Below are 21,418 nucleotides of genomic sequence, written 5' to 3'. Positions count from 1 at the left end.
ATCGTGTTTTATATGCTAAACACGATAGCGAAAAAGCAGCAGCCTGTCGCGTTTTATTTGGTCATGACGATGCAGAAAGCCCCACCAGACCGGGCTGAGGGGCTTCCAGTTGAAGCAAAAAGGCTTTGACCGTCAGGCCACCGGCAAATCCCGTCAGTTTTCCATTGGCCCCAATGACCCGATGACACGGTGCCACAATGGACAACGGATTTTTGCCGTTAGCAGCACCGACGGCACGTACCGCTGCCGGATGCCCAATCTGCTCGGCGATCTGGCGGTAACTGCGGGTTTCGCCAAACGGAATAGAAAGTAGCGCCTGCCAGACTTTTTTCTGAAATGCTGTGCCGTCCATATCCAGCGGTAAGTCAAAAACGCGCCGAGTGCCGGCAAAGTACTCACGTAACTGCGTTTCGGTTTCGCGTAAAACAGGATGATTATCGTCGCGCTCACGCGGCGACAACCGGGGATGTCTGCGCACTTCGTCCTGCCATAAAATGGCCGCCAGACCGCGATCGCTGGCGATCAGCGTTAGTTCGCCCACCGGCGTTATCACAGGTTTGCAGTAATACATGCTGTTCCCTCCATCACATTGCTGTCTGGCATTATCGCATTTTCGCCACGCGAAACTGGCTGTTTTCGGTCATTACAATAAACTGTTGTGCTGTCCGAAAACAGCCAGTCAATATCCAATGCCCGCGCTACGCTGTCGCTCTTTGCCGGAGAAAAACCATGTTTGATTCAGATACCGCTTACCAGGCACTGACCTCGCGTGATACGCGCTTCGATGGCGTGTTTTTTGTCGGCGTGACCTCAACCGGCATTTACTGTCGCCCGATTTGCCCGGTGAAAGCGCCAATGCAGAAAAACTGTCTGTTCTTCAACAGCGCTGAGGCGGCAGAGAAAGCGCATTTTCGCCCTTGTCTGCGCTGTCGTCCGGAGCTGGCACCCGGCAACGCCCCCGTGGACAACGCCCACCGCGTGGCCGACCGACTGGTGCAGCGCATTGAAGAGGGCTTGCTGGAAGCCCACAGCGGCCTGGATGCGATTGCTGCAGAGTTTGGCATCAGCGCCCGTCAGCTGCGGCGCATTGTGCAGCAGGAGCTGGGCGTCACGCCACTGGAGCTTAAACAGACACGTCGTATGCTGCTGGCTAAGCAGCTTCTGACCGAAACCACGCTGCCGGTAACCGAGATCGCTTACGCCAGTGGATTTGGCAGCTTACGGCGCTTCAATGACGTGTTTCAGGCGCGCTATCGCATGACGCCGGGCGCACTGCGCAAAAGCGGCAGCCTGTCGCCGCAACCTGCAACGGACACAATGCGGTTACGCCTCAGCTATCGTCCGCCTTACGACTGGCAGGCGATGCTGGACTTTTTACGCCTGCGGTTAATGAACGACATTGAAGCCGTTGATGGTGAAACCTACCGCCGGACGGTGGCGCTGGGCGAATACCGGGGTTGGGTCAGCATTTCGCATCTCCCGGCAAAGCAGGCGCTTCAGGTTGAATTCACCCGCTCTCTCACGCCTGTGCTGCCTGCCCTGCTGCGTCGGCTGCGCGACCTGTTTGACCTGAATGCTCAGCCGCAGCGCATTGCCGAACACCTGCAACAGGATCCCCTGCTGGCGCAAAGTATTCAGGATTACCCCGGCCTGCGTGTCCCCGGCGCATTTGACAGTGTCGAAATGGGCGTACGCGCCATCCTGGGCCAGCAGGTCACCGTTAAAGCCGCCACGACGCTCAGCAGCCGCTTTGCTCAGGCATTTGGTGAACCCTGCACCACGCCGTTCCCTGATCTGTCGCGCTATTCTGCGCAACCCCAGCGCATTGCCCAGGCTACGGTCGATGAGATTGCCCGCCTGGGCATTGTCAGTGCGCGCGCCAGAGCGATTCTGGCCTTTGCGGCCGCCTGTAACGAGGGCAGCCTGCGTTTCAATGCGACGCTTTCGCCTGACGACATCATGGCGCGCCTGGTGGCCTTACCGGGCATTGGCCCCTGGACCGCCCACTACATTGCCATGCGGGCGCTGCGCTGGCCGGACGCCTTCCCGAAAGAGGATATCGCCGTGCGCAATAATCTGGGGGGATTAACACCCAAAGCGGCAGACGCGCGCTCACAGGTATGGCGTCCCTGGCGCAGCTACGCCGTGATGCATATCTGGAAAAGCCTGTCACTGGCCAGTGCGAAGTAAGCAGCCCGTTGTCCTGAAAAGAAATATCACGCCTCGCCTCTAAACTCCTGGCCTGCTCAACCGATAACCAATTTGGCTTAACATCGTTGACATGGGCAGGAGGCAGAGGTCATGGGGTTGCGGTTAGAAAATACAAAAATTTCGCACAAACTCAGTTTAGGATTTGGACTCGTTTTGCTGTTGGTGGTGGGATCGGGCGCGGTAAGCATCGCGCGTTTTAAAACTATCCATGACGTTTATGAACAGAGCAACTTGATTTACGACATTAACATTGACGTGTTTCAGGCTAAGGTTAACCGGCTGAAACTGCTGTATGGCGATGAGAAAGCGGGGAAAGTGATGGCGGATTATATCGCCCATGCCGCTCAGCTGACACATGATGCCCAACAGTACCGATGGCTGCCCGAGGAGGAAACACAGCTCCAGGAGATCGCCAGCCAGCTCAGCCACTTTCAGGCCAGCATCAGCGCAATGACCCAGGCCATGCAGTCTCTGGCAGAAACGGGTAAGCAGCTCGATCAGCGCAACATGCAGAGCCAGTCAACGCTGTACGAAGCGTTGATTAAAACCCAGATGACCGATGCCAGTGCACTGTTTCAGCAACTGCTTGCAATCAGCCAGCTGCGCGATCAGCTTCAGTTACTCCGTTATGATCCCGCTCATGCCAGCGCGATTCAGTCGCAGCTCACACCGCAGGTCAACGCCATCCAGACCGCCCTCACCACCCTGTTACCGCAATTACCTCCCGATGCTCAGGCGCAGCTCAACGCGCTGTGGAATGCAACCCTTGAGGTTAAGCAACTCAGTGAACGTTACGCAGCAGGCTTTCTGGCCCTCAGTCAGGCGGAGAACGCGGTGAAGGTCGATGGCGATAAGAGCAGTGCTATCCTCAAAACGCTTCTGCAGCAGATGAAGGTAGAAAACAGCGACCTGACCAGGAGTTCTGTTAACCTGACGCTGTTGACGGTTGGCCTTGCTGTGCTGCTGGGCATGTTGATTGCCTGGCTGATTGGCCGACAGATTACTCATCCCGTCAGAAAGAATTTATGGCTGGCGGAGCGCATTGCTAAGGGCGATTTAAGCGCCGATATCAAACCGGCGGGCCGTGATGAGCTGGGCAAACTGGCTGGCGCGATGGGCGCGATGAATCAGCGTCTGCGGACAATGATTCTGGAGGTCCGCGACAGCGTGCTCACGCTGTCGCAGGCGGCTAGCAGTATTAACAGCGACAACCACACGCTCTCGTCACGCACAGAACAGCAGTCCGCCGCCGTGGTGCAGACGGCTGCCAGCATGGAACAGTTAACCGTTACGGTGAAGCACAACGCAGATAACGCGCGCCACGCCAGCCAGATTGCTGCTGAAGCGTCTAAAACGGCGGAGCAAGGCGGTGCCGCCGTCACGGAAGTCGTGCAAACCATGGGCGATATTTCTGCCAGCTCGAAGAAAATCGCCGAGATCACGGCCGTTATCGACAGTATTGCTTTCCAGACCAATATCCTGGCTCTGAATGCCGCCGTGGAAGCGGCTCGCGCTGGCGAGCATGGCCGGGGGTTTGCGGTCGTCGCCAGCGAAGTACGTAACCTTTCGCAGCGCAGTGCGCAGGCGGCGAAGGATATCGATCAACTGATCAGCGCATCGGTCAGCCAAATCGCGGAAGGCAATAACCGCGTTGCGCGCGCGGGCGAGAGAATGGGACAGGTGGTTCAGGCGATTTCCCGTGTGAATGACATCGTGGGTGAGATCTCTTCTGCCTCGGATGAGCAAAGCCGTGGCATTGAGCAGATTGCGCGTGCGGTCTCAGAACTGGACAGCACCACCCAGCAAAACGCCTCGCTGGTCTCTGCCTCTGCCCTTTCAGCCACCGCGCTGGAAGATCAGGCGCGCCGACTTGAAACGCTGGTCAAACAGTTTAGTTTGGAACCCGGTCAGACAGCCGCACGCTAATCCGGCTGACGTATTACGCCCTATAAGCGCCTGTCGGGCGCTTTTTTTATGGCAGATGATTAAGATCCGCCTGCGTGACGCCCGTTCAACGGCACGCTGCCGGACAGGAACAGTGCGGACGCAGGTTGTTGGGCCCTGACGGGAGTACGACAGACTTTGCGGGCCCGTAGGCCTCGCCCTGCGGGTGATGCTGACGCATCAGCCTGAATCGCACCGCGATTCAGTCGAACCTGCTGCAGGCTCTCATCATGCACGTTTGACTGTAATGCCCCATAAACGAAAAGCGCGCCCGTGGGCGCGCTTTTCTGTATTGGTGGGTCGTGCAGGATGGCCTTCGGCCCCGTGGGCCTCGCCCTGCGGGTGATGCTGACGCATCAGCCTGAATCGCACCGCGATTCAGTCGAACCTGCTGCAGGTTCTCATCATGCACGCTTGACTGTACTGCTCCATAAACGAAAAGCGCGCCCGTTGGGCGCGCTTTTCTGTATTGGTGGGTCGTGCAGGATGGCCTTCGGCCCCGTGGGCCTCGCCCTGCGGGTGATGCTGACGCATCAGCCTGAATCGCACCGCGATTCAGTCGAACCTGCTGCAGGTTCTCATCATGCACGTTTGACTGTAATGCCCCATAAACAAAAAGCGCGCCCGTGGGCGCGCTTTTCTGTATTGGTGGGTCGTGCAGGATGGCCTTCGGCCCCGTGGGCCTCGCCCTGCGGGTGGATGCTGACGCATCAGCCTGAATCGCAACGCGATTCAGTCGAACCTGCTGCAGGTTCTCATCATGCACGTTTGACTGTAATGCCCCATAAACGAAAAGCGCGCCCGTGGGCGCGCTTTTCTGTATTGGTGGGTCGTGCAGGATTCGAACCTGCGACCAATTGATTAAAAGTCAACTGCTCTACCAACTGAGCTAACGACCCGCTCGGGGCTGACAACCGCTCAAACACATGTATGCATGCTGCCTGAGAATAAGATGGTGGGTCGTGCAGGATTCGAACCTGCGACCAATTGATTAAAAGTCAACTGCTCTACCAACTGAGCTAACGACCCATCTTAATGGTTGTGAAGCAATACTGAAGGTTCTCTTGGGGAACAGCGTCCTGCGGGAGATGGTGGGTCGTGCAGGATTCGAACCTGCGACCAATTGATTAAAAGTCAACTGCTCTACCAACTGAGCTAACGACCCATCTTCAGGCTTGCCAGACACATTTGCAATGTGTCCCGGCAACGGCGGCATATATTACTGATTTACCGAGGTAGCGCAACCCTTATTTTCTGTTAAGGGGTTCAATTGCCTACCTTTCATGCGGCAAGACCAGAAATCCATCGATATCCGGTCAAACCTGCACAAATTACATACCAGACAAGCGTTTTTGTGCCTGCTTAGCAGATTCGGTGTTCGGGTAAAGTTTGATCACCTGCTGATAAACGGCTTTGGCTTTTGCCGTGTCGTTTTTCTCTTGCATGATCACGCCAACCTTAAACAACGCTTCAGCCGCCTTGGGGGATTTTGGATACTGCTTCACCACCGTGGCGTAATAATACGCTGCGTCATCTTTTTTACCTTTGTTATAAAACAGCTGCCCCAGCCAGTAATTGGCATTCGGCTGATACGTCGAGTCCGGGTAACGCTTCACCCACGCCTGCAGCGCAGTGATGGCCTGATCGTACTGTTTTTTCTCCAGAATGAGCGCAACAGCAGCATTGTAATCGCTGTTAGCATCGCCACTCTGAACAGGCGCACTGCTGCCGGCCGCGGCCGCACCTGCATCGTTGCCCGCTGTCGCAGCGCCCGCAGCCGCATTGTCACCGGCACCCGCGGCAGGCTGACTGGCATTGCTGCTGTTATTGCTGCTCAGACTGTCGATCTGTTGATAGATCTGCTTCTGGCGCTCAATAACCTGATTCAGCTGATAGGTATTTTGCTGGATTTCCCCACGCAATGAATCGATATCCCGCTGGTTATCACTCATCTGCTGCTGCAGTTGCTGCATCAGCTGTGCCTGGGCATTGGAGATTCTTTCGAGACTGGTGACACGGTCTTCGACCGAGCCGGAGCCAACGCTACTGATTGACGCTTGGGCATGAGCGGCCCAGGGGGCCGCTACGCCAATCAGTAACGACAGACTCAACAGGTGATGTCTGAAGTTACTAACCATGTGATTCTCTTAGTAGACCAGTACGGCACGACGGTTTTTAGCGTAAGCCGCTTCGTCGTGGCCCAGAACAGCTGGTTTCTCTTTACCGTAAGATACGATAGACATCTGATCCGCAGACACGCCTTTACCTTGCAGGTACATCTTAACGGCGTTAGCACGACGCTCGCCCAGGGCGATGTTGTACTCTGGCGTACCGCGCTCATCCGCATGACCTTCAATGGTCACTTTGTAAGACGGGTTGCTACGCAGGAAGTTAGCGTGCTGATCCAGCATCTGAGCGTAGTCAGGCTGAACATCGTATTTGTCCAGACCGAAGTAAACGATGTTGTTCTGTTGCAGCTGTTGCATCTGCAGACGCGCCTGCTCATCAGAAGACATGTTGCCGTTGTTCATACCAGAGTTAGCACCGTAAGCGCCGTCAGCACCTGCGCCAGACTGGTCGTTGTTGTTATTTTTGTGTGAGCTACACGCCGCAACTGCCATGATTGGCAGAGCCAGCATTAAACCCTTCAGTACTTTGTTCAGTTGCATTTGAAAATTCCCATTATTGTTTATTTTTTTGTAATGTCAGAAAGCTCAGACATTACAGGTACGGCGACCAGGCAGGAAATTTGACCTGTCCATCAGTTGCCGGAAGACGCGCTTTGAAACGACCGTCGGTTGAAACCAACTGCAACACAGAACCCATGCCCTGAGTCGAGCTGTAGATTACCATGGTGCCGTTTGGAGCCAGGCTCGGCGTTTCATCCAGGAACGTGTCCGTTAACGTTTGAACGGCTCCCGTTACCAGATCCTGTTTGGCGACGTGTTGAGCACCGCCACTGGTGCTAATCATCACCATTGATTTTCCATCACTGGCTACATCCGCATCCTGGTTCTGAGCGCCTTCCCAGGTAATGCGCTGTGATGCACCACCATTGATGCTGATTTTGTAGATCTGCGGCGCACCGGCCTGGTCAGAGGTATACGCCAGCGTCTGGCTGTCCGGGAACCAGGTTGGTTCAGTGCTGTTATAACGACCATCTGTAATCTGACGAATCTGCCCGGAGGCCAGGTCCATAACATAGAGATTCAGACTACCGGTTTTAGACAGGGCGAAGGCCAGCTTGGTGCCGTCCGGTGAGAAGGCTGGCGCACCATTGTGACGCGGGAATGAAGCGACCTGACGAACAGAGCCGTTAGACAAGGTCTGAATCACCAGCGCTGACTTGCCGCTTTCAAAGGTTACATACGCCAGTTTGCTGCCATCGGGCGACCAGGCAGGCGACATCAGCGGTTGCGGTGAACGGTGCACGACAAACTGGTTGTAACCGTCGTAATCGGCAACGCGCAGTTCATACGGGAACTGACCGCCGTTGGTCTGTACCACATAGGCGATACGGGTACGGAACGCCCCTTTAATGCCGGTCAGTTTCTGGAACGCCTCATCACTGACGGTGTGCGCCGCATAGCGCAGCCACTGTTTCGTAATTTTATAGGAGTTTTGCGCCAGCACGGTACCTGGCGCACCTGCGGTATCCACCAGCTGGTAGGACACCTGATAGCTGCCATCAGCATTCGGCTGAATCTGTCCAACAACCACGGCATCAATACCCAGTGCGCTCCATGCAGCAGGCTGCACTTCCTGAGCACTAGTCGGCTGCTGCGGCAGACGTGAACGATCAAGCGGGTTAAATTTACCGCTGTTACGCAGGTCAGCTGCGACGATACCACCGATATCTTCCGGTGCCGCGCCTGGGCCAGACCATTTAAACGGAACCACACCGATAGGGCGCGCGCTGTTGACGCCCTGGGTGATTTCAATGCGAACCTCTGCATGCAGCACCGCTGCCCACAGCAGGATAAAAAAGCCTAACGTTACGCGAAGAGCTTGCTTCATTTTATCTCCCTTATCTGAACCTGAGTCCGCGATAATTGGCACTGTTCCTGAAAACCACGAGTACAACTAGAGTACGGCAAGCTAACCATAGATCAACCTGCCGCAGGTTACTGCATTATTGCGGTCTGAAACGCATCGGGGCGTTTTTAAACACTTCGTACACCGCTTGTGAAGGCGGTTTCGGAATATGTGCCTGCTTCGCCGCCGCGATAGCGGCCTGGCACAGCGCCGGATCGCCGCCTTCTGATTTAACATCAATCAGCATGCCATCAGGAGCAAGTTTAATACGTAAGTCACAGCTTTTGCCGCTATACAGGTCCGCATCGTAAAAACGGCTCTGAATTGCGCTGGTGATCTGCCCAAGATACGCATTCACATCTGCGCCAGAAGCACCCGCCTTCTTCTGATTACCCTGCCCTGCTGCTCCACCCGACGCGCCGCTTTTCGGTGCATTCTTACCGGACGCTAAGCCGCCCAGCAGGTCATCGACGTCGCTGTCATTGGCGGCATCAGCGGCCGCTTTCGCTTTCGCCTCGGCTTTTGCCTTCGCATCTGCTTTTGCTTTGGCAGCAGCCTCCGCTTTCGCTTTGGCGGCGGCATCCGCTTTTTCTTTGGCGGCCTTTTCTTTCGCTGCGGCGGCCGCTTTCTCTTTCGCTTCCTGGGCGGCTGCGGCTTTCGCTTCCGCTGCGGCTTTGGCTTCAGCCGCTTTCGCTTCTTTCGCGGCTTCCGCTTTAGCCTGTTTCGCCGCTTCGGCCTTAGCTTGTTTTGCGGCTTCGGCAGCCTCAGCTTTCGCCTGCTGCTCGGCCTGCTTCTTCGCTTCTGCGGCTGCGGCTTTCGCCTCTTGCTCAGCCTGCTTCTTCGCCTCTGCTGCGGCCTTCTTCGCCTCTTCCTGCGCCTTCATCTTTGCGTCTGCCGCGGCTTTCGCCTGTGCATCCGCTTCCGCTTTCGCATCGGCTTTCGCTTTCGCCGCGGCCGCTTCGGCGGCTTTCTGTTGCGCCTCGGCCTGTTTCGCTGCGGCTTCGGCGGCCTTCTGCTGTTCAGCCTGCGCTTTCGCCTGCTGTTTCGCGTCTTCCTGTGCCTGCAGTCGCTCTTTTTCCAGCTCTTTCAGCCGCTGCTGTTCAGCCGCTTGTTTCTGCTGAAGCTCTTCGGCCTGCTGCTGGGCCTGTTTCTGGCGCTGCTGCTCCGCACGCTGACTGTCGCTTTGCTGATTCTGCTGACGGTTATACTGTTCAACCACCGCACCGGGATCGACCATGACCGCTTCTATATCGCTACCGCCACCGCCGCCGCTGGCCTCAATGTGCTCATTAAACGAGCTCCATATCAGCAGGGCGATCAGCACGATATGCAGAATCACCGAAATGATTATCGCGCGCTTTAACTTTTCGTTTTGCTCGGTTGCCTTCGACACACTCGGTTCCCAAAAACGGTTCGACTTTAAATCGGCTGCGTCATCAAACCGACAGATTTAACCCCTGCCTGATGCAGCAGGTTCAGCGCCTTGATGATTTCATCATAAGGTACCTCTTTGGCACCACCGATCAAAAAGACGGTTTTCGGATTGGCTTCCAGACGACGTTGCGCTTCGCTAATCACCTGTTCTGGCGGCAACTGCGGCAAACGATCGTGATCGACGACCATGCTGTATTGTCCCACGCCGGACACTTCAACAATCACGGGTGGGTTATCATCACTGGAAACCGTCTTAGAATCTGTTGCATCGGGCAAATCCACTTCCACGCTTTGCGTGATGATGGGGGCCGTTGCCATAAAGATCAGCAGCAGCACCAGCAAAACGTCCAGCAGTGGAACGATGTTAATTTCCGACTTTAGCTCGCGGCGACCGCGACCACGCACTCGGGCCATCATTTACCTCTGTTTACTTAGCGCTGTCGCTGGAGAAAGCCTGACGATGCAGGATGGCCGTAAACTCTTCCATAAAGTTGTCGTAGCCCTGCTCCAGTTTATTGACGCGCTGGTTCAGTCGGTTGTACGCCATTACGGCAGGAATCGCAGCAAACAGACCGATCGCGGTGGCGATCAATGCTTCTGCAATCCCCGGTGCCACCATCTGCAGGGTGGCCTGTTTGACCGCCCCCAGGGCAATAAACGCATGCATAATCCCCCAGACCGTACCAAACAGACCGATATAAGGACTGATTGAGCCAACCGTGCCCAGGAAAGGAATGTGGGTTTCCAGCGCTTCGAGTTCGCGATTCATGGAAATGCGCATGGCCCTGCTCGCGCCTTCAACAGCCGCTTCAGGCGCATGATTATTCGCGCGATGTAAACGGGCAAACTCTTTGAAGCCGGCGTAGAAGATTTGCTCGGCACCCGCCAGCTCTTCACGACGTCCCTGACTTTCCTGATAGAGGCGAGACAGTTCAACGCCGGACCAGAATTTGTCTTCAAAGGCTTCAGCTTCCCTTCCCGCCGCATTCAGAATTCGCGTGCGCTGGATGATGATTGCCCAGGAGGCAATCGAAAAGCCGATCAAAATCAACATGATAAGTTTGACCAGAAGGCTCGCCTTCAGGAACAAATCAAGAACGTTCATGTCAGTCACTGCTTGAACTCCGCGACAATAGACTTGGGAAGCGCAATCGGCTTCATTAGGTGTGGGTTGATGCAGGCAATCAGGACCTCTGCCTCATTGAGCACTTTGCCTTCTGCGTTCACGATACGCTGGGAGAATGTCATCGTCGCCCGCGTCATTGATGTCACTTCGCTCTGGATCTCCAGAAGGTCATCAAGACGTGCCGCCGAAAGATAGTCCACCGTCATGCGCCGTACCACAAAAGCAACCTGCTGTTCTAACAGCGCCTGCTGATTGAAATGGTGCTGACGCAGCATTTCGGTACGTGCTCGTTCATAAAAAGCGATATAGCTGGCGTGATAAACCACACCACCGGCATCGGTATCTTCATAGTAGACCCGAACCGGCCAGCGAAACAGCGTTGTACTCACTCTACATCCCGGCCTCGTTTTAAACGTTGCTACTATACGCAAGACAATTAGGGTTGGGAATGGGCTGTCAGAGCCAGGAGAAAATAATTATCAGTTGGTTACAACCGGACGTCATTAATGGAGGTTTCTTGACCAGACGCTGAAGTAAACTCACGCGCCTGGGGTGAAGGGTGACAGGTCGTCAGCGATAAAAATGACTCAGCGCCCAGAAGAGTACCAGTAAGGCGGGCAATGGCGCAAAGAACGCACGCCAGCGTAAACGGCGCGGACGGAATCCGCTGCCGTGAATAACCCCCGTGCAGACCGCCCAAATCAGTACGATGCCCTGCCATAGCAGGATGCCTTCCGGGCGGGTTGCATAGCGCGCGGGGTCCCATAACAGGCAGCCGGCCAGCCATAAGGCGAGTATCAGAGAAAGGGCCCGGAGCGGGCCCTTATCCATCAGGCGATAACCTGTCTGAATGCCTGTGCGCATTACGACTGGCGTTCCGCGTCGGCGCTGTCTTCGATATGTTCTATCGCCAGCGCGGTGATGATGCCAAAGGCACAGGCCAGCAGGGTGCCGAGAATCCAGGCAAAATACCACATATGTCGTCTCCTTTATCAATAGAGTGCGTTACTGTTGCGCTCAACATGTTCTTTAGTGATACGACCAAACATCTTCCAGTAACACCAACTGGTATAGAGCAGAATAACCGGCACAAAAATTATCGCCGCGAAGGTCATTATTTCCAGCGTCAGCAAACTGGAGGTGGCGTCCCACATGGTCAGGCTGGTGCCGGGAACGGTACTGGACGGCATAATGAACGGAAACATCGCGATGCCGGCGGTCATGATGACGCAGGCCAGCGTCAGCGATGAGCAGAGAAACGCCCAGCCGCCCTTCTCTCCGCGCGAACACATTACGGTCAGTAAGGGCAACACCACGCCCAGAAGCGGGAATAACCACAACACAGGATGCTGCTGGAAATTCACCATCCAGGCCCCCGCTTCGCGCACCACGGTTTTCCCCAGGGGATTAGAAGCAGCGAAGTGATCAAGCGTGCTGGTCACCACATAGCCGTCAATACCGTACCTTACCCAGACGCCAGCCAGCGCGAAACACGCCATCATCACCAGCGCGGCAATCTGCGCCGTGATGCGTGAACGCAGGTGCAGTTCGCCCGTGGTGCGCATTTGCAGATAGGTCGCACCCTGCGTCAGTATCATGGCAACGCTCACCACACCGGCCAGCAGTGCAAAGGGGTTCAGCAGCTGGAAAAAATTTCCGGTGTAATACAGCCGCATGTACTCGTCGGCATGAAAAGGCACGCCCTGCAGCAGATTGCCAAAGGCGACGCCGATCACCAGCGGCGGGACAAAGCTGCCGATAAAAATGCCCCAGTCCCAGGCACCGCGCCAGCGTGCATCTTCGATTTTTGAGCGATAGTCAAAGCCTACCGGACGGAAGTACAACGAGGCCAGCACCAGAATCATCGCCACGTAGAAGCCGGAAAACGCGGCGGCGTACACCATCGGCCAGGCGGCAAACAGTGCGCCACCGGCGGTGATCAACCAGACCTGATTGCCGTCCCAGTGCGGCGCGATAGAATTGATCATCACACGACGCTCGGTATCGGTCCGGCCTAATACGCGCGTCAGCATCCCGACGCCCATATCGAAACCATCGGTGACGGCAAAGCCCACCAGCAGAATGCCGATTAGCAGCCACCAGACAAAGCGCAGAACTTCATAATCAAACATGGGGCTTCTCCTTATCCACGCACCGGCTGAGCGTTTTTAACGATCTGTTCATGGTGATAGCGCCCTGTTTTCAGGCTGCTGGGCCCCAGACGCGCGAACTTAAACATCAGGTACATCTCGGCCACCAGAAACAGGGTATACAGTCCGCAAATCAGTATCATTGAGAACAGGACATCGCCCACGGTCAGCGTGGAGTTCGCAATCGCAGTGGGCAGGACTTCCCCAATCGCCCAGGGCTGACGACCGTACTCCGCCACAAACCAGCCCGCTTCTACCGCAATCCACGGCAGCGGAATGCCGTACAGTGCGGCTTTGAGTAACCAGCGCTGTTGACCAATGCGATTTCGAATCACACTCCAGAATGACAGCGCAATGACGCCGAGCAGCAGCACGCCGCAAAGCACCATGATACGGAACGCAAAGTAGAGCGGTGCGACGCGAGGAATCGAATCCTGCGTGGCCTGTTTAATCTGCGCTTCACTGGCATCCGACACGTTCGCGGTATAGCGTTTTAACAGCAGACCATAACCCAGGTCTTTTTTGCTGTGGTTAAAGGCATCGCGGACGGCCGGATCGGTATTGCCCTGTCGCAGTTCATCCAGCAGCGCGTAAGCCTTCATACCGTTACGAATTCGCACTTCGTGTTGCGCCAGCAGTTCTTTTAGTCCGGTCACCGGCGTATCGGTCGACCGCGTGGCAATGAGTCCTAGGAGATAAGGGATCTGGATCGCATACTTGTTGTGCTGTGCTGACTGATCGGGCACGCCAAAGAGCGTAAAGGCGGCCGGTGCCGGTTGGGTTTCCCATTCCGCTTCAATAGCGGCCAGCTTGGTTTTCTGTACGTCGCCCATCTCGTAACCGGATTCGTCACCCAGCACAATCACCGACAGCACCGCCGCCATGCCGAAACTGGCCGCGATGGCAAAAGAGCGTTTTGCAAACGCCATGTCACGGCCTTTCAGTAAATACCAGGCGCTGATCCCTAAAATAAACATGGCTCCTGTGGTATAGCCTGCCGCCACGGTATGCACGAATTTCACCTGCGCAACCGGGTTTAATACCAGCTCAGAGAAGCTCACCATCTCCATGCGCATGGTTTCAAAGTTAAACTCAGAGGCGATGGGGTTTTGCATCCAGCCATTCGCTACCAGAATCCACAGTGCCGACATATTCGAACCGATTGCGACCAGCCAGGTCACCGCCAGATGCTGCACTTTACCCAGGCGATCCCAGCCGAAAAAGAACAGGCCCACAAAGGTGGATTCCAGGAAGAAAGCCATTAAGCCTTCAATCGCGAGCGGCGCACCAAAAATATCGCCAACATAATGAGAATAATAAGACCAGTTGGTGCCGAACTGAAATTCCATTGTCAGTCCGGTGGCCACGCCCAGGGCAAAGTTAATACTAAACAACTTGCCCCAGAACTTGGTCATATCTTTATAGATTTGTTTACCACTCAGGACGTATACCGTTTCCATGATGGCCAGTAAAAACGCCATACCGAGCGTTAATGGCACAAACAGAAAATGGTACATCGCCGTTAAGGCAAACTGTAAACGCGACAGTTCGACGATATCTAGCATAAAAACTCCTTGCTCCTCGCATGAACGCCTGAGCCGTGTGGGCCGAATAAGCGTCAGGAACGACTGATTATTGATTCCAGTTTTATCATCGGCAGGTCATAACGCTGTGCGGCCTGAGATGAGGGAGTAGCGGTTAATCTAACCTGGTTAAACATCAACGCAGCGGCGTGGTTCAAACGCTTAACGGGGGATAAATAAAAATTGATGCTTTCCCGTATTTGAACAAACGTTTGTTTATTTTTTTTAAAGGCTGGATTGATGCAGCGCAATTTAAGCGCTTAACGGTAGGCTTTGCTAGCGGTAAAGTTTGTTATATATAAGGGGAAGTTGATCTGGAATAATGAAGCAAAGATAGAAATATGTTCTTAAGCGTTCTTTGTTAAAAAATTGTCTCTTATTAATTTTTAATTATAAAGAAATTTAACTTTGATCCCTTTTTAATAACTTAACGATCCGCGACGACGATGCGGTGGGCTGAATTCATCATAGCAAATAAACGGGGCAATACTTAAATTAATTTAATGGTTATTTCACGTTCTTATTCAATATCTAAAAAACGGGCCTGAGGGCAGCGTATTTTTTAAGTGAGTGACAGGCAATCATCCTGCCTGCAATCCGCCCTGCCCGTCCGGCCAGCGCCCTTTTTTCACTACCCACGTTCGTGACCGGCCTTGTGGCTGTGCGGCAATGTTTTGCCAGCCATAAAAAAAGCCACCCGAAGGTGGCTTTTTCAGTGGATGCGATTACTTCGCTGGCAGAACGGCTTTAACAGCATCACCGATGTCAGCCAGGCTGCGTACGGTTTTCACGCCCGCCGCTTCCAGTGCAGCAAACTTCTCGTCTGCCGTACCTTTACCGCCGGCGATGATGGCGCCTGCATGGCCCATACGTTTGCCTTTCGGCGCGGTCACGCCTGCGATGTAGCCCACAACCGGCTTGGTCACGTGATCTTTGATAAAGGCAGCCGCTTCTTCTTCCGCGCTGCCCCCGATTTCACCGATCATAACGATCGCTTCAGTCTGTGGATCGTCCTGGAACATTTTCAGGATGTCGATGAAGTTAGAACCCGGGATCGGGTCACCACCAATACCGACACAGGTAGACTGGCCGTAACCGATATCGGTAGTCTGCTTAACGGCTTCATACGTCAGCGTACCTGAACGCGATACGATACCGACGCGGCCTGGCTGATGAATGTGGCCCGGCATGATACCGATCTTACATTCGCCTGGGGTGATCACACCCGGGCAGTTTGGCCCGATCATGCGAACGCCCGCTTCATCCAGCTTCATTTTCACGGTCAGCATATCCAGCGTCGGGATGCCTTCGGTGATGGTGATGATCAGCTTGATGCCGGCATCGATCGCTTCCAGGATACCGTCTTTACAGAACGGAGCCGGAACGTAGATGACGGTAGCCGTTGCGCCAGTGGCTTCAACCGCTTCACGCACGGTGTTAAACACCGGCAGGCCCAGATGAGTGGTGCCGCCTTTGCCTGGCGTCACACCGCCGACCAGCTGCGTGCCGTAAGCCAGCGCCTGCTCAGAGTGGAACGTCCCTTGTCCGCCGGTGAAACCCTGGCAAATGACTTTGGTGTTTTTGTCGATCAAAATGGACATTATTTACCCTCCGCAGCAGCAACAACACGCTGTGCCGCGTCTGTCAGACTGGTTGCTGCAATGATGTTCAGACCACTGTCCGCCAGTTTCTTAGCGCCCAGCTCAGCGTTGTTACCTTCCAGACGTACCACAACCGGTACGTTCACACCCACTTCTGCCACTGCACCGATGATGCCGTCTGCGATCAGGTCGCAACGCACGATGCCGCCGAAGATGTTAACGAAAACCGCTTTCACGGCATCGTCAGACAGGATGATTTTGAAGGCTTCCGTTACGCGCTCTTTGGTCGCGCCGCCGCCGACATCCAGGAAGTTTGCTGGCTGACCGCCGTGGTGCTTAACGATGTCCATGGTGCCCATCGCCAGGCCTGCGCCGTTAACCATACAACCGATGTTGCCTTCCAGCGCAACATAGTTCAGTTCCCACTGCGTTGCGTGTGCTTCACGTGGGTCTTCCTGGCTTGGATCGCGCATTTCACGCAGCTCTGGCTGACGGAACAGGGCATTGCCATCGGCACCCAGTTTGCCATCCAGACAGATCAGGTCGCCCTGTTTGGTGATGACCAGCGGGTTGATCTCAACCATCGCCAGGTCACGTTCCAGGAACATGGTCGCCAGACCCATGAAAATTTTGGTGAACTGGCTGACTTGCTTGCCGGTCAGGCCCAGTTTGAACGCCAACTCACGGCCCTGATAAGGCTGAGGACCGGTCAGCGGATCAAGCGCCATTTTGTGGATCAGGTGCGGGGTTTCTTCCGCCACTTTCTCGATTTCCACGCCACCTTCGGTTGACGCCATGAAGATCACGCGACGCGTTGCACGGTCGACCACGGCACCCAGATACAGCTCCTGATCGATGTCGGTCGCCGCTTCAACCAGAATCTGGTTTACCGGCTGGCCATTGGCGTCAGTTTGGTAGGTCACCAGACGTTTACCCAGCCAGTTTTCAGCGAAAGCACGGATGTCTTCTTTACTGTTAACTACCTTCACACCGCCCGCTTTACCGCGGCCACCGGCATGAACCTGACATTTAACTACCCACGGGCCTGCACCGATTTTCGATGCCGCTTCTTCTGCTTCACGTGGTGTAGTACAGGCGTAGCCGGTCGGTGCTGGCATGCCATACCGTGCAAACAGCTGTTTAGCCTGGTATTCGTGTAAGTTCATGATGTTCTATCCATTCAGATCTGAAAAGAGTATTGAGGTTGGGCACGCAACGCGTGCCCAGTGATGAATCAGACATCCAGCAGCAGACGCGCCGGATCTTCCAGCATCTCTTTCACTGCGACCAGATAGCCGACAGATTCACGACCATCGATCAAACGGTGATCATAAGAGAGCGCCAGGTACATCATTGGCAGGATCACAACCTGACCATTCACCGCCATAGGACGATCTTTAATGGCGTGCATGCCCAGGATTGCGCTCTGTGGCGGGTTGATGATTGGCGTTGACATCAGTGAACCAAACACACCACCGTTGGTGATGGTGAAGTTACCGCCCGTCAGATCGTCAACCGTCAGCTTGCCGTCACGGCCTTTTACTGCCAGTTCTTTAATTTTCTTCTCGATGTCAGCCATGCTCAGCGCATCCACATCACGCAGAACAGGGGTCACCAGGCCGCGTGGGGTAGAAACGGCGATGCTGACATCAAAGTAGTTGTGGTAAACCACGTCTTCGCCATCAATTGAGGCGTTGACTTCAGGGTAACGCTTCAGCGCTTCCACCACGGCTTTAATGTAGAACGACATAAAGCCCAGACGCACACCGTGACGCTTCTCGAACGCTTCGCCGTACTGCTTACGCAGATCCATAATCGGCTTCATGTTGATTTCGTTGAAAGTTGTCAACATGGCGGTGCTGTTCTTGGCTTCCAGCAGACGTTCCGCGACGCGCTTACGCAGGCGCGTCATTGGCACACGTTTTTCGCTGCGGTTAGCCACAGGCTGCTGGGCAGGCTGCGCGTCAGATGCCGGTGCCGCGGCTTTGTCTGCCTGCGGTTTGTTCGCCAGATGTTTTTCAACATCTTCGCGCGTTAAACGTCCACCCACGCCGGTGCCTTTGATCTGTGAGGCATCAAGGTTGTGTTCGGCAATCAGACGACGAATCGCCGGGCTCAGCGCATCGTTGCTCTCTTCTTCCAGAGAAGCGGTCTGACGCTGGGCTGGTGTGGATTCGTTGCTGTCGACTTTCGCACTGCTTTCTTTGCCAGCGCTGTTGCCTTCTTTCAGGCGGCCGAGAATCTGACGAGAGGTAACGGTTGCCCCTTCCTCTTCCAGTACGGCTTCCAGCACGCCGTCCGCAGACGCCGGCACTTCCAGAACCACTTTGTCGGTTTCAATTTCGACGATGACTTCATCGCGACTGACTGCATCGCCTGGTTTCTTGTGCCAGGTTGCTACTGTGGCATCTGCAACCGATTCAGGCAGGTCGGGAACGAGAATATCTACGCTACTCATTATCTTTCCTTTTAATTAATTGACGTTCAGTGCGTCATTAACCAGGTCTTGCTGCTGTTGTTGATGTACGGACATATAACCCACGGCCGGTGAAGCCGATGCCGGGCGACCTGCATAACGCAGCGTTGCACCAAACGGTACCACATCACGGAAATGGTGCTGGCTACAGTACCAGGCACCCTGGTTCAGTGGCTCTTCCTGACACCAGACAAAATCCTGTACGTGGGAATACGCTTTTAACGCTTCCTGTACCGCCTGATGCGGGAACGGGTAAAGTTGTTCGATACGCACGATAGCGACATCGGTTTTTTCGTCTTTACGACGCTGTTCCAGCAGATCGTAGTAGACCTTACCGGAGCACAGCACGACGCGCTTGATGCCTTGCGGATCCAGATCGTCAATTTCGCCGATCGCTGGCTGGAAGCTGCCGTTTGCCAGTTCATCCAGCGAGGAAATCGCCAGAGGATGACGCAACAGCGACTTCGGTGACATCACCACCAGCGGACGGCGCATACCGCGCAGCGCCTGACGACGCAGCATGTGGTAAACCTGAGCCGGTGTTGAGGGTACGCAGACCTGCATGTTCTGCTCAGCGCAGAGCTGCAGATAACGTTCCAGACGGGCGGAGGAGTGCTCAGGGCCCTGACCTTCATAGCCGTGTGGCAGCAGCATCACCAGGCCACACATACGGCCCCATTTTTGCTCGCCGGAGCTGATGAACTGGTCAATCACCACCTGCGCACCGTTAGCAAAATCGCCGAACTGCGCTTCCCAAATGGTCAGCACGCGCGGCTCTGCGGTGGCATAACCGTATTCAAAGGCCAGCACGGCTTCTTCAGACAGGACGGAGTCCCAGACTTTGAATTCACCCTGACTGTTATGAATATGGTGTAGTGGCGTGTAGGTTGAACCGTTGGTCTGATTGTGGATCACGGCATGACGGTGGAAGAAGGTGCCACGGCCGGAGTCTTCACCCGACAAACGTACCGGAATGCCTTCATCGACCAGCGTGGCGTACGCCAGATTTTCAGCCCCGCCCCAGTCAAACGCTTTCTCGCCTTCGGCCATTAGCTTACGATCGTTATAGATCTTGGCGACGCGAGACTGGACTTCAATCTCTTCAGGGATCTGGCTGATACGCAGCGCCAGCTCCTTCAGACGCTTCATGTCCACCTGAGCCGGATAGGGTTCATCCCACTCGTGATTCAGATACGGTGACCACGTGAAGGAGTGCAGGCTCATCGGACGCCATTCTGGCACCACGCATTCGCCGGCATCCAGCGCATCACGGTACAGATTGACCATCTCGGTGGCATCTTCCTGCGACGCGACACCTTCGCTTTCCAGACGATCGGCGTAGATTTTACGCGGTGTGGGATGCTTTTTGATTTTCTGGTACATCAACGGCTGCGTGGCGCTTGGCTCATCCGCTTCGTTGTGACCATGGCGGCGATAGCACACCAAATCGATAAACACATCGCGTTTAAAGGTATTGCGATAGTCCAGCGCCAGTCGGGTCACAAAGGCCACCGCTTCCGGATCGTCCGCATTGACGTGGAAAATCGGTGCCAGCACCATTTTACCAATGTCAGTACAGTACGGTGTAGAACGCGCGTCTTTCGGATTCGAGGTGGTGAAACCCACCTGGTTGTTGATCACGATACGCACGGTGCCACCGACTTCATAGCCGCGGGCCTGAGACATGTTCAGGGTTTCCTGCACCACGCCCTGACCAATGACCGCCGCATCACCGTGAATAGTGATGGGCAGCACTTTGTTGCTGACCGGCTCAGCCAGACGATCCAGACGGGCACGCACCGACCCCATGACCACCGGGCTGACAATTTCCAGGTGAGACGGGTTAAAGGCCAGCGCCAGATGCACCAGACCGCCTTCGGTTTCGATATCCGATGAGAAGCCCATGTGATATTTCACATCACCGGTGCCCAGGTGTTCTTTATGTTTGCCTGAGAACTCGTCGAACAGATCCTGTGGCTTTTTACCCAGCACGTTAATCAGGACGTTGAGACGGCCACGGTGCGCCATCCCCAGCACCACTTCGCGGGTGCCGCTTTTACCTGCATGACGAATCATCTCACGCAGCATAGGCACCAGTGCATCACCGCCTTCCAGCGAGAAGCGTTTGGCACCCGGGAATTTTGCGCCCAGATATTTTTCAAGGCCTTCTGCCGCAGTCAGCTCTTTCAGGAAACCTTTTTTCTCTTCACCGCTGAACGAACAGTGGCCAGCACCGGATTCGAGACGCTGCTGAATCCAGCGTTTCTCTTCGGTGTTGTTGATGTGCATGTACTCTGCACCAATCGAACCACAGTAAGTCTGCTTCAGCGCCTCGAACAGATCGGCCAGCTTCATGGTTTCTTTGCCAATAGCAAAAGAACCTACGTTAAAGCTTTCCTGAAAATCGGCGTCGGTCAGATCGTGAAAAGCAGGGTCGAGATCGGCAACACGGTCCTGTTTCCACAGGCCAAGCGGATCCAGGTTTGCTTCCTGATGGCCGCGAAAACGAAACGCGTTGATCAGTTGCAGCACTTTCACTTGCTTGGAGTTGGTTGCCGGATCGGTGACTGAGGAGGTGTAACGAGATGCGTCTTTCGCCAGGCGACGGAAATATTCGCGGGTCGCGGAGTGGAACTGCTCGGGTTTCACTCCCGTGCCTGGTAACTGTTGGAACATCGAGCGCCACACTGCATCCACAGAGTCAGGATCGGTCAGGAAATCCTCATAGAGTTGCTCTATGTAAGACTGATTCGCGCCGGCCAGCCAGGAGGAGTCCAGCCAGGGCTTCATCGCGCTGTTCTGCATTGTGATCCCTTAAGCAATGTTATGCTTTATTGAGGTTTCATTTGTTGCCGCTT

18 protein-coding genes, 3 tRNA genes and 3 other RNA genes are annotated in these 21,418 nt (G+C 55.0%); 2 read left to right on the top strand and 22 right to left on the bottom strand.

Annotation, left to right across the window (positions count from 1 at the left end; all coding sequences use genetic code 11):
• Positions 1-61: 61 nt before the first annotated feature.
• Entirely contained in the window at positions 62-571 is a 510-nt protein-coding gene (locus C7434_RS01890) for a methylated-DNA--[protein]-cysteine S-methyltransferase (RefSeq protein WP_058701088.1), read from the bottom strand.
• A gap of 158 nt (positions 572-729) precedes the next feature.
• Here C7434_RS01890 and C7434_RS01885 point away from each other — a divergent pair, with 158 nt between their 5' ends.
• The gene (locus C7434_RS01885; RefSeq protein ID WP_133745087.1) at positions 730-2,190 is read left to right on the top strand and encodes a DNA-3-methyladenine glycosylase 2 family protein; all 1,461 of its coding nucleotides are present in this window, start codon (positions 730-732) and stop codon (positions 2,188-2,190) included.
• A 111-nt stretch (positions 2,191-2,301) separates the two neighbouring features.
• Positions 2,302-4,137: a methyl-accepting chemotaxis protein gene (locus C7434_RS01880; RefSeq protein WP_133745086.1), complete on the top strand. Its 1,836-nt coding sequence runs from the start codon at positions 2,302-2,304 to the stop codon at positions 4,135-4,137.
• A 311-nt stretch (positions 4,138-4,448) separates the two neighbouring features.
• Here the strand turns inward: C7434_RS01880 and C7434_RS01875 are convergent.
• The 21 genes from C7434_RS01875 to sucA form a co-directional block, all read right to left on the bottom strand.
• Positions 4,449-4,581: non-coding RNA, RtT sRNA (locus C7434_RS01875), on the bottom strand.
• 44 nt (positions 4,582-4,625) lie between these two features.
• Positions 4,626-4,758: non-coding RNA, RtT sRNA (locus C7434_RS01870), on the bottom strand.
• Between the two features lie 43 nt (positions 4,759-4,801).
• A non-coding RNA gene (locus tag C7434_RS01865) (RtT sRNA) lies at positions 4,802-4,935 on the bottom strand.
• A 43-nt stretch (positions 4,936-4,978) separates the two neighbouring features.
• Positions 4,979-5,054 (bottom strand) — tRNA-Lys (locus C7434_RS01860).
• Positions 5,055-5,108: 54 nt separating this feature from the next.
• A tRNA-Lys gene (locus C7434_RS01855) sits at positions 5,109-5,184 on the bottom strand.
• A 60-nt stretch (positions 5,185-5,244) separates the two neighbouring features.
• Positions 5,245-5,320 (bottom strand) — tRNA-Lys (locus C7434_RS01850).
• Positions 5,321-5,486: 166 nt separating this feature from the next.
• Positions 5,487-6,293: a cell division protein CpoB gene (cpoB, locus tag C7434_RS01845; RefSeq protein WP_033739354.1), complete on the bottom strand. Its 807-nt coding sequence runs from the start codon at positions 6,291-6,293 to the stop codon at positions 5,487-5,489.
• Positions 6,294-6,302: 9 nt separating this feature from the next.
• Positions 6,303-6,824, bottom strand: a complete 522-nt coding sequence (gene pal / locus C7434_RS01840; protein ID WP_006118469.1) for a peptidoglycan-associated lipoprotein Pal — start codon at positions 6,822-6,824, stop codon at positions 6,303-6,305.
• A 52-nt stretch (positions 6,825-6,876) separates the two neighbouring features.
• On the bottom strand, positions 6,877-8,172 hold the full coding sequence (gene tolB, locus C7434_RS01835) for a Tol-Pal system beta propeller repeat protein TolB (RefSeq protein ID WP_033739351.1): 1,296 nt from the start codon (positions 8,170-8,172) through the stop codon (positions 6,877-6,879).
• A 115-nt stretch (positions 8,173-8,287) separates the two neighbouring features.
• On the bottom strand, positions 8,288-9,583 hold the full coding sequence (tolA, locus tag C7434_RS01830) for a cell envelope integrity protein TolA (RefSeq protein WP_006118467.1): 1,296 nt from the start codon (positions 9,581-9,583) through the stop codon (positions 8,288-8,290).
• Positions 9,584-9,609: 26 nt separating this feature from the next.
• Positions 9,610-10,038, bottom strand: a complete 429-nt coding sequence (tolR, locus tag C7434_RS01825) for a colicin uptake protein TolR (RefSeq protein WP_006118466.1) — start codon at positions 10,036-10,038, stop codon at positions 9,610-9,612.
• Positions 10,039-10,051: 13 nt separating this feature from the next.
• Positions 10,052-10,738 carry a Tol-Pal system protein TolQ gene (gene tolQ, locus C7434_RS01820; RefSeq protein WP_033739349.1) on the bottom strand — a complete coding sequence of 229 codons (687 nt, stop codon included), beginning with the start codon at positions 10,736-10,738 and terminating at the stop codon, positions 10,052-10,054.
• Positions 10,735-11,139 (bottom strand): tol-pal system-associated acyl-CoA thioesterase, encoded by a 405-nt coding sequence (ybgC, locus tag C7434_RS01815; protein WP_006118464.1) that lies wholly within the window; start codon positions 11,137-11,139, stop codon positions 10,735-10,737. The genes tolQ and ybgC overlap by 4 nt, the downstream gene beginning before the upstream one ends.
• Positions 11,140-11,320: 181 nt before the next feature.
• A complete protein-coding gene (gene ybgE, locus C7434_RS01810; protein WP_006118463.1) occupies positions 11,321-11,614 on the bottom strand; it encodes a cyd operon protein YbgE in 294 nt (97 codons plus the stop codon).
• Positions 11,614-11,727, bottom strand: a complete 114-nt coding sequence (gene cydX / locus C7434_RS01805; RefSeq protein WP_006118462.1) for a cytochrome bd-I oxidase subunit CydX — start codon at positions 11,725-11,727, stop codon at positions 11,614-11,616. Before cydX ends, ybgE begins: the two co-directional genes overlap by 1 nt.
• Before the next feature lie 15 nt (positions 11,728-11,742).
• Entirely contained in the window at positions 11,743-12,882 is a 1,140-nt protein-coding gene (gene cydB, locus C7434_RS01800; RefSeq protein WP_039337989.1) for a cytochrome d ubiquinol oxidase subunit II, read from the bottom strand.
• 11 nt (positions 12,883-12,893) lie between these two features.
• Positions 12,894-14,465, bottom strand: a complete 1,572-nt coding sequence (cydA, locus tag C7434_RS01795) for a cytochrome ubiquinol oxidase subunit I (RefSeq protein WP_133745085.1) — start codon at positions 14,463-14,465, stop codon at positions 12,894-12,896.
• 743 nt (positions 14,466-15,208) lie between these two features.
• Complete coding sequence (gene sucD / locus C7434_RS01790; RefSeq protein ID WP_006118459.1) at positions 15,209-16,084, bottom strand: succinate--CoA ligase subunit alpha; 876 nt, start codon at positions 16,082-16,084, stop codon at positions 15,209-15,211.
• Positions 16,084-17,250: an ADP-forming succinate--CoA ligase subunit beta gene (gene sucC / locus C7434_RS01785; RefSeq protein WP_006118458.1), complete on the bottom strand. Its 1,167-nt coding sequence runs from the start codon at positions 17,248-17,250 to the stop codon at positions 16,084-16,086. Before sucC ends, sucD begins: the two co-directional genes overlap by 1 nt.
• 68 nt (positions 17,251-17,318) lie before the next feature.
• Complete coding sequence (gene odhB / locus C7434_RS01780; protein ID WP_006118457.1) at positions 17,319-18,542, bottom strand: 2-oxoglutarate dehydrogenase complex dihydrolipoyllysine-residue succinyltransferase; 1,224 nt, start codon at positions 18,540-18,542, stop codon at positions 17,319-17,321.
• 15 nt (positions 18,543-18,557) lie between these two features.
• Positions 18,558-21,365 (bottom strand): 2-oxoglutarate dehydrogenase E1 component, encoded by a 2,808-nt coding sequence (sucA, locus tag C7434_RS01775; protein WP_006118456.1) that lies wholly within the window; start codon positions 21,363-21,365, stop codon positions 18,558-18,560.
• Positions 21,366-21,418 lie beyond the last annotated feature (53 nt).

This window comes from Pantoea sp. PNA 14-12 (assembly GCF_004364735.1).
GTDB lineage: Bacteria > Pseudomonadota > Gammaproteobacteria > Enterobacterales > Enterobacteriaceae > Pantoea > Pantoea stewartii.
The sequence above is the reverse complement of the archived record's forward strand: the minus strand, read 5'-3'. Positions and strand labels throughout refer to the sequence as shown.

Bases quoted from the DNA above. Each gene is read 5' to 3' on its own strand.
- cydX (WP_006118462.1), bottom strand. From the start codon at position 11,727: ATGTGGTATTTTGCCTGGATTCTCGGCACCCTGCTGGCCTGTGCCTTT.
- C7434_RS01885 (WP_133745087.1), top strand. From the start codon at position 730: ATGTTTGATTCAGATACCGCTTACCAGGCACTGACCTCGCGTGATACG.
- tolB (WP_033739351.1), bottom strand. From the start codon at position 8,172: ATGAAGCAAGCTCTTCGCGTAACGTTAGGCTTTTTTATCCTGCTGTGG.
- C7434_RS01880 (WP_133745086.1), top strand. From the start codon at position 2,302: ATGGGGTTGCGGTTAGAAAATACAAAAATTTCGCACAAACTCAGTTTA.
- pal (WP_006118469.1), bottom strand. From the start codon at position 6,824: ATGCAACTGAACAAAGTACTGAAGGGTTTAATGCTGGCTCTGCCAATC.
- sucC (WP_006118458.1), bottom strand. From the start codon at position 17,250: ATGAACTTACACGAATACCAGGCTAAACAGCTGTTTGCACGGTATGGC.
- cydB (WP_039337989.1), bottom strand. From the start codon at position 12,882: ATGTTTGATTATGAAGTTCTGCGCTTTGTCTGGTGGCTGCTAATCGGC.
- sucA (WP_006118456.1), bottom strand. From the start codon at position 21,365: ATGCAGAACAGCGCGATGAAGCCCTGGCTGGACTCCTCCTGGCTGGCC.
- odhB (WP_006118457.1), bottom strand. From the start codon at position 18,542: ATGAGTAGCGTAGATATTCTCGTTCCCGACCTGCCTGAATCGGTTGCA.
- tolR (WP_006118466.1), bottom strand. From the start codon at position 10,038: ATGGCCCGAGTGCGTGGTCGCGGTCGCCGCGAGCTAAAGTCGGAAATT.
- C7434_RS01890 (WP_058701088.1), bottom strand. From the start codon at position 571: ATGTATTACTGCAAACCTGTGATAACGCCGGTGGGCGAACTAACGCTG.
- sucD (WP_006118459.1), bottom strand. From the start codon at position 16,084: ATGTCCATTTTGATCGACAAAAACACCAAAGTCATTTGCCAGGGTTTC.
- ybgE (WP_006118463.1), bottom strand. From the start codon at position 11,614: ATGCGCACAGGCATTCAGACAGGTTATCGCCTGATGGATAAGGGCCCG.
- cpoB (WP_033739354.1), bottom strand. From the start codon at position 6,293: ATGGTTAGTAACTTCAGACATCACCTGTTGAGTCTGTCGTTACTGATT.
- cydA (WP_133745085.1), bottom strand. From the start codon at position 14,465: ATGCTAGATATCGTCGAACTGTCGCGTTTACAGTTTGCCTTAACGGCG.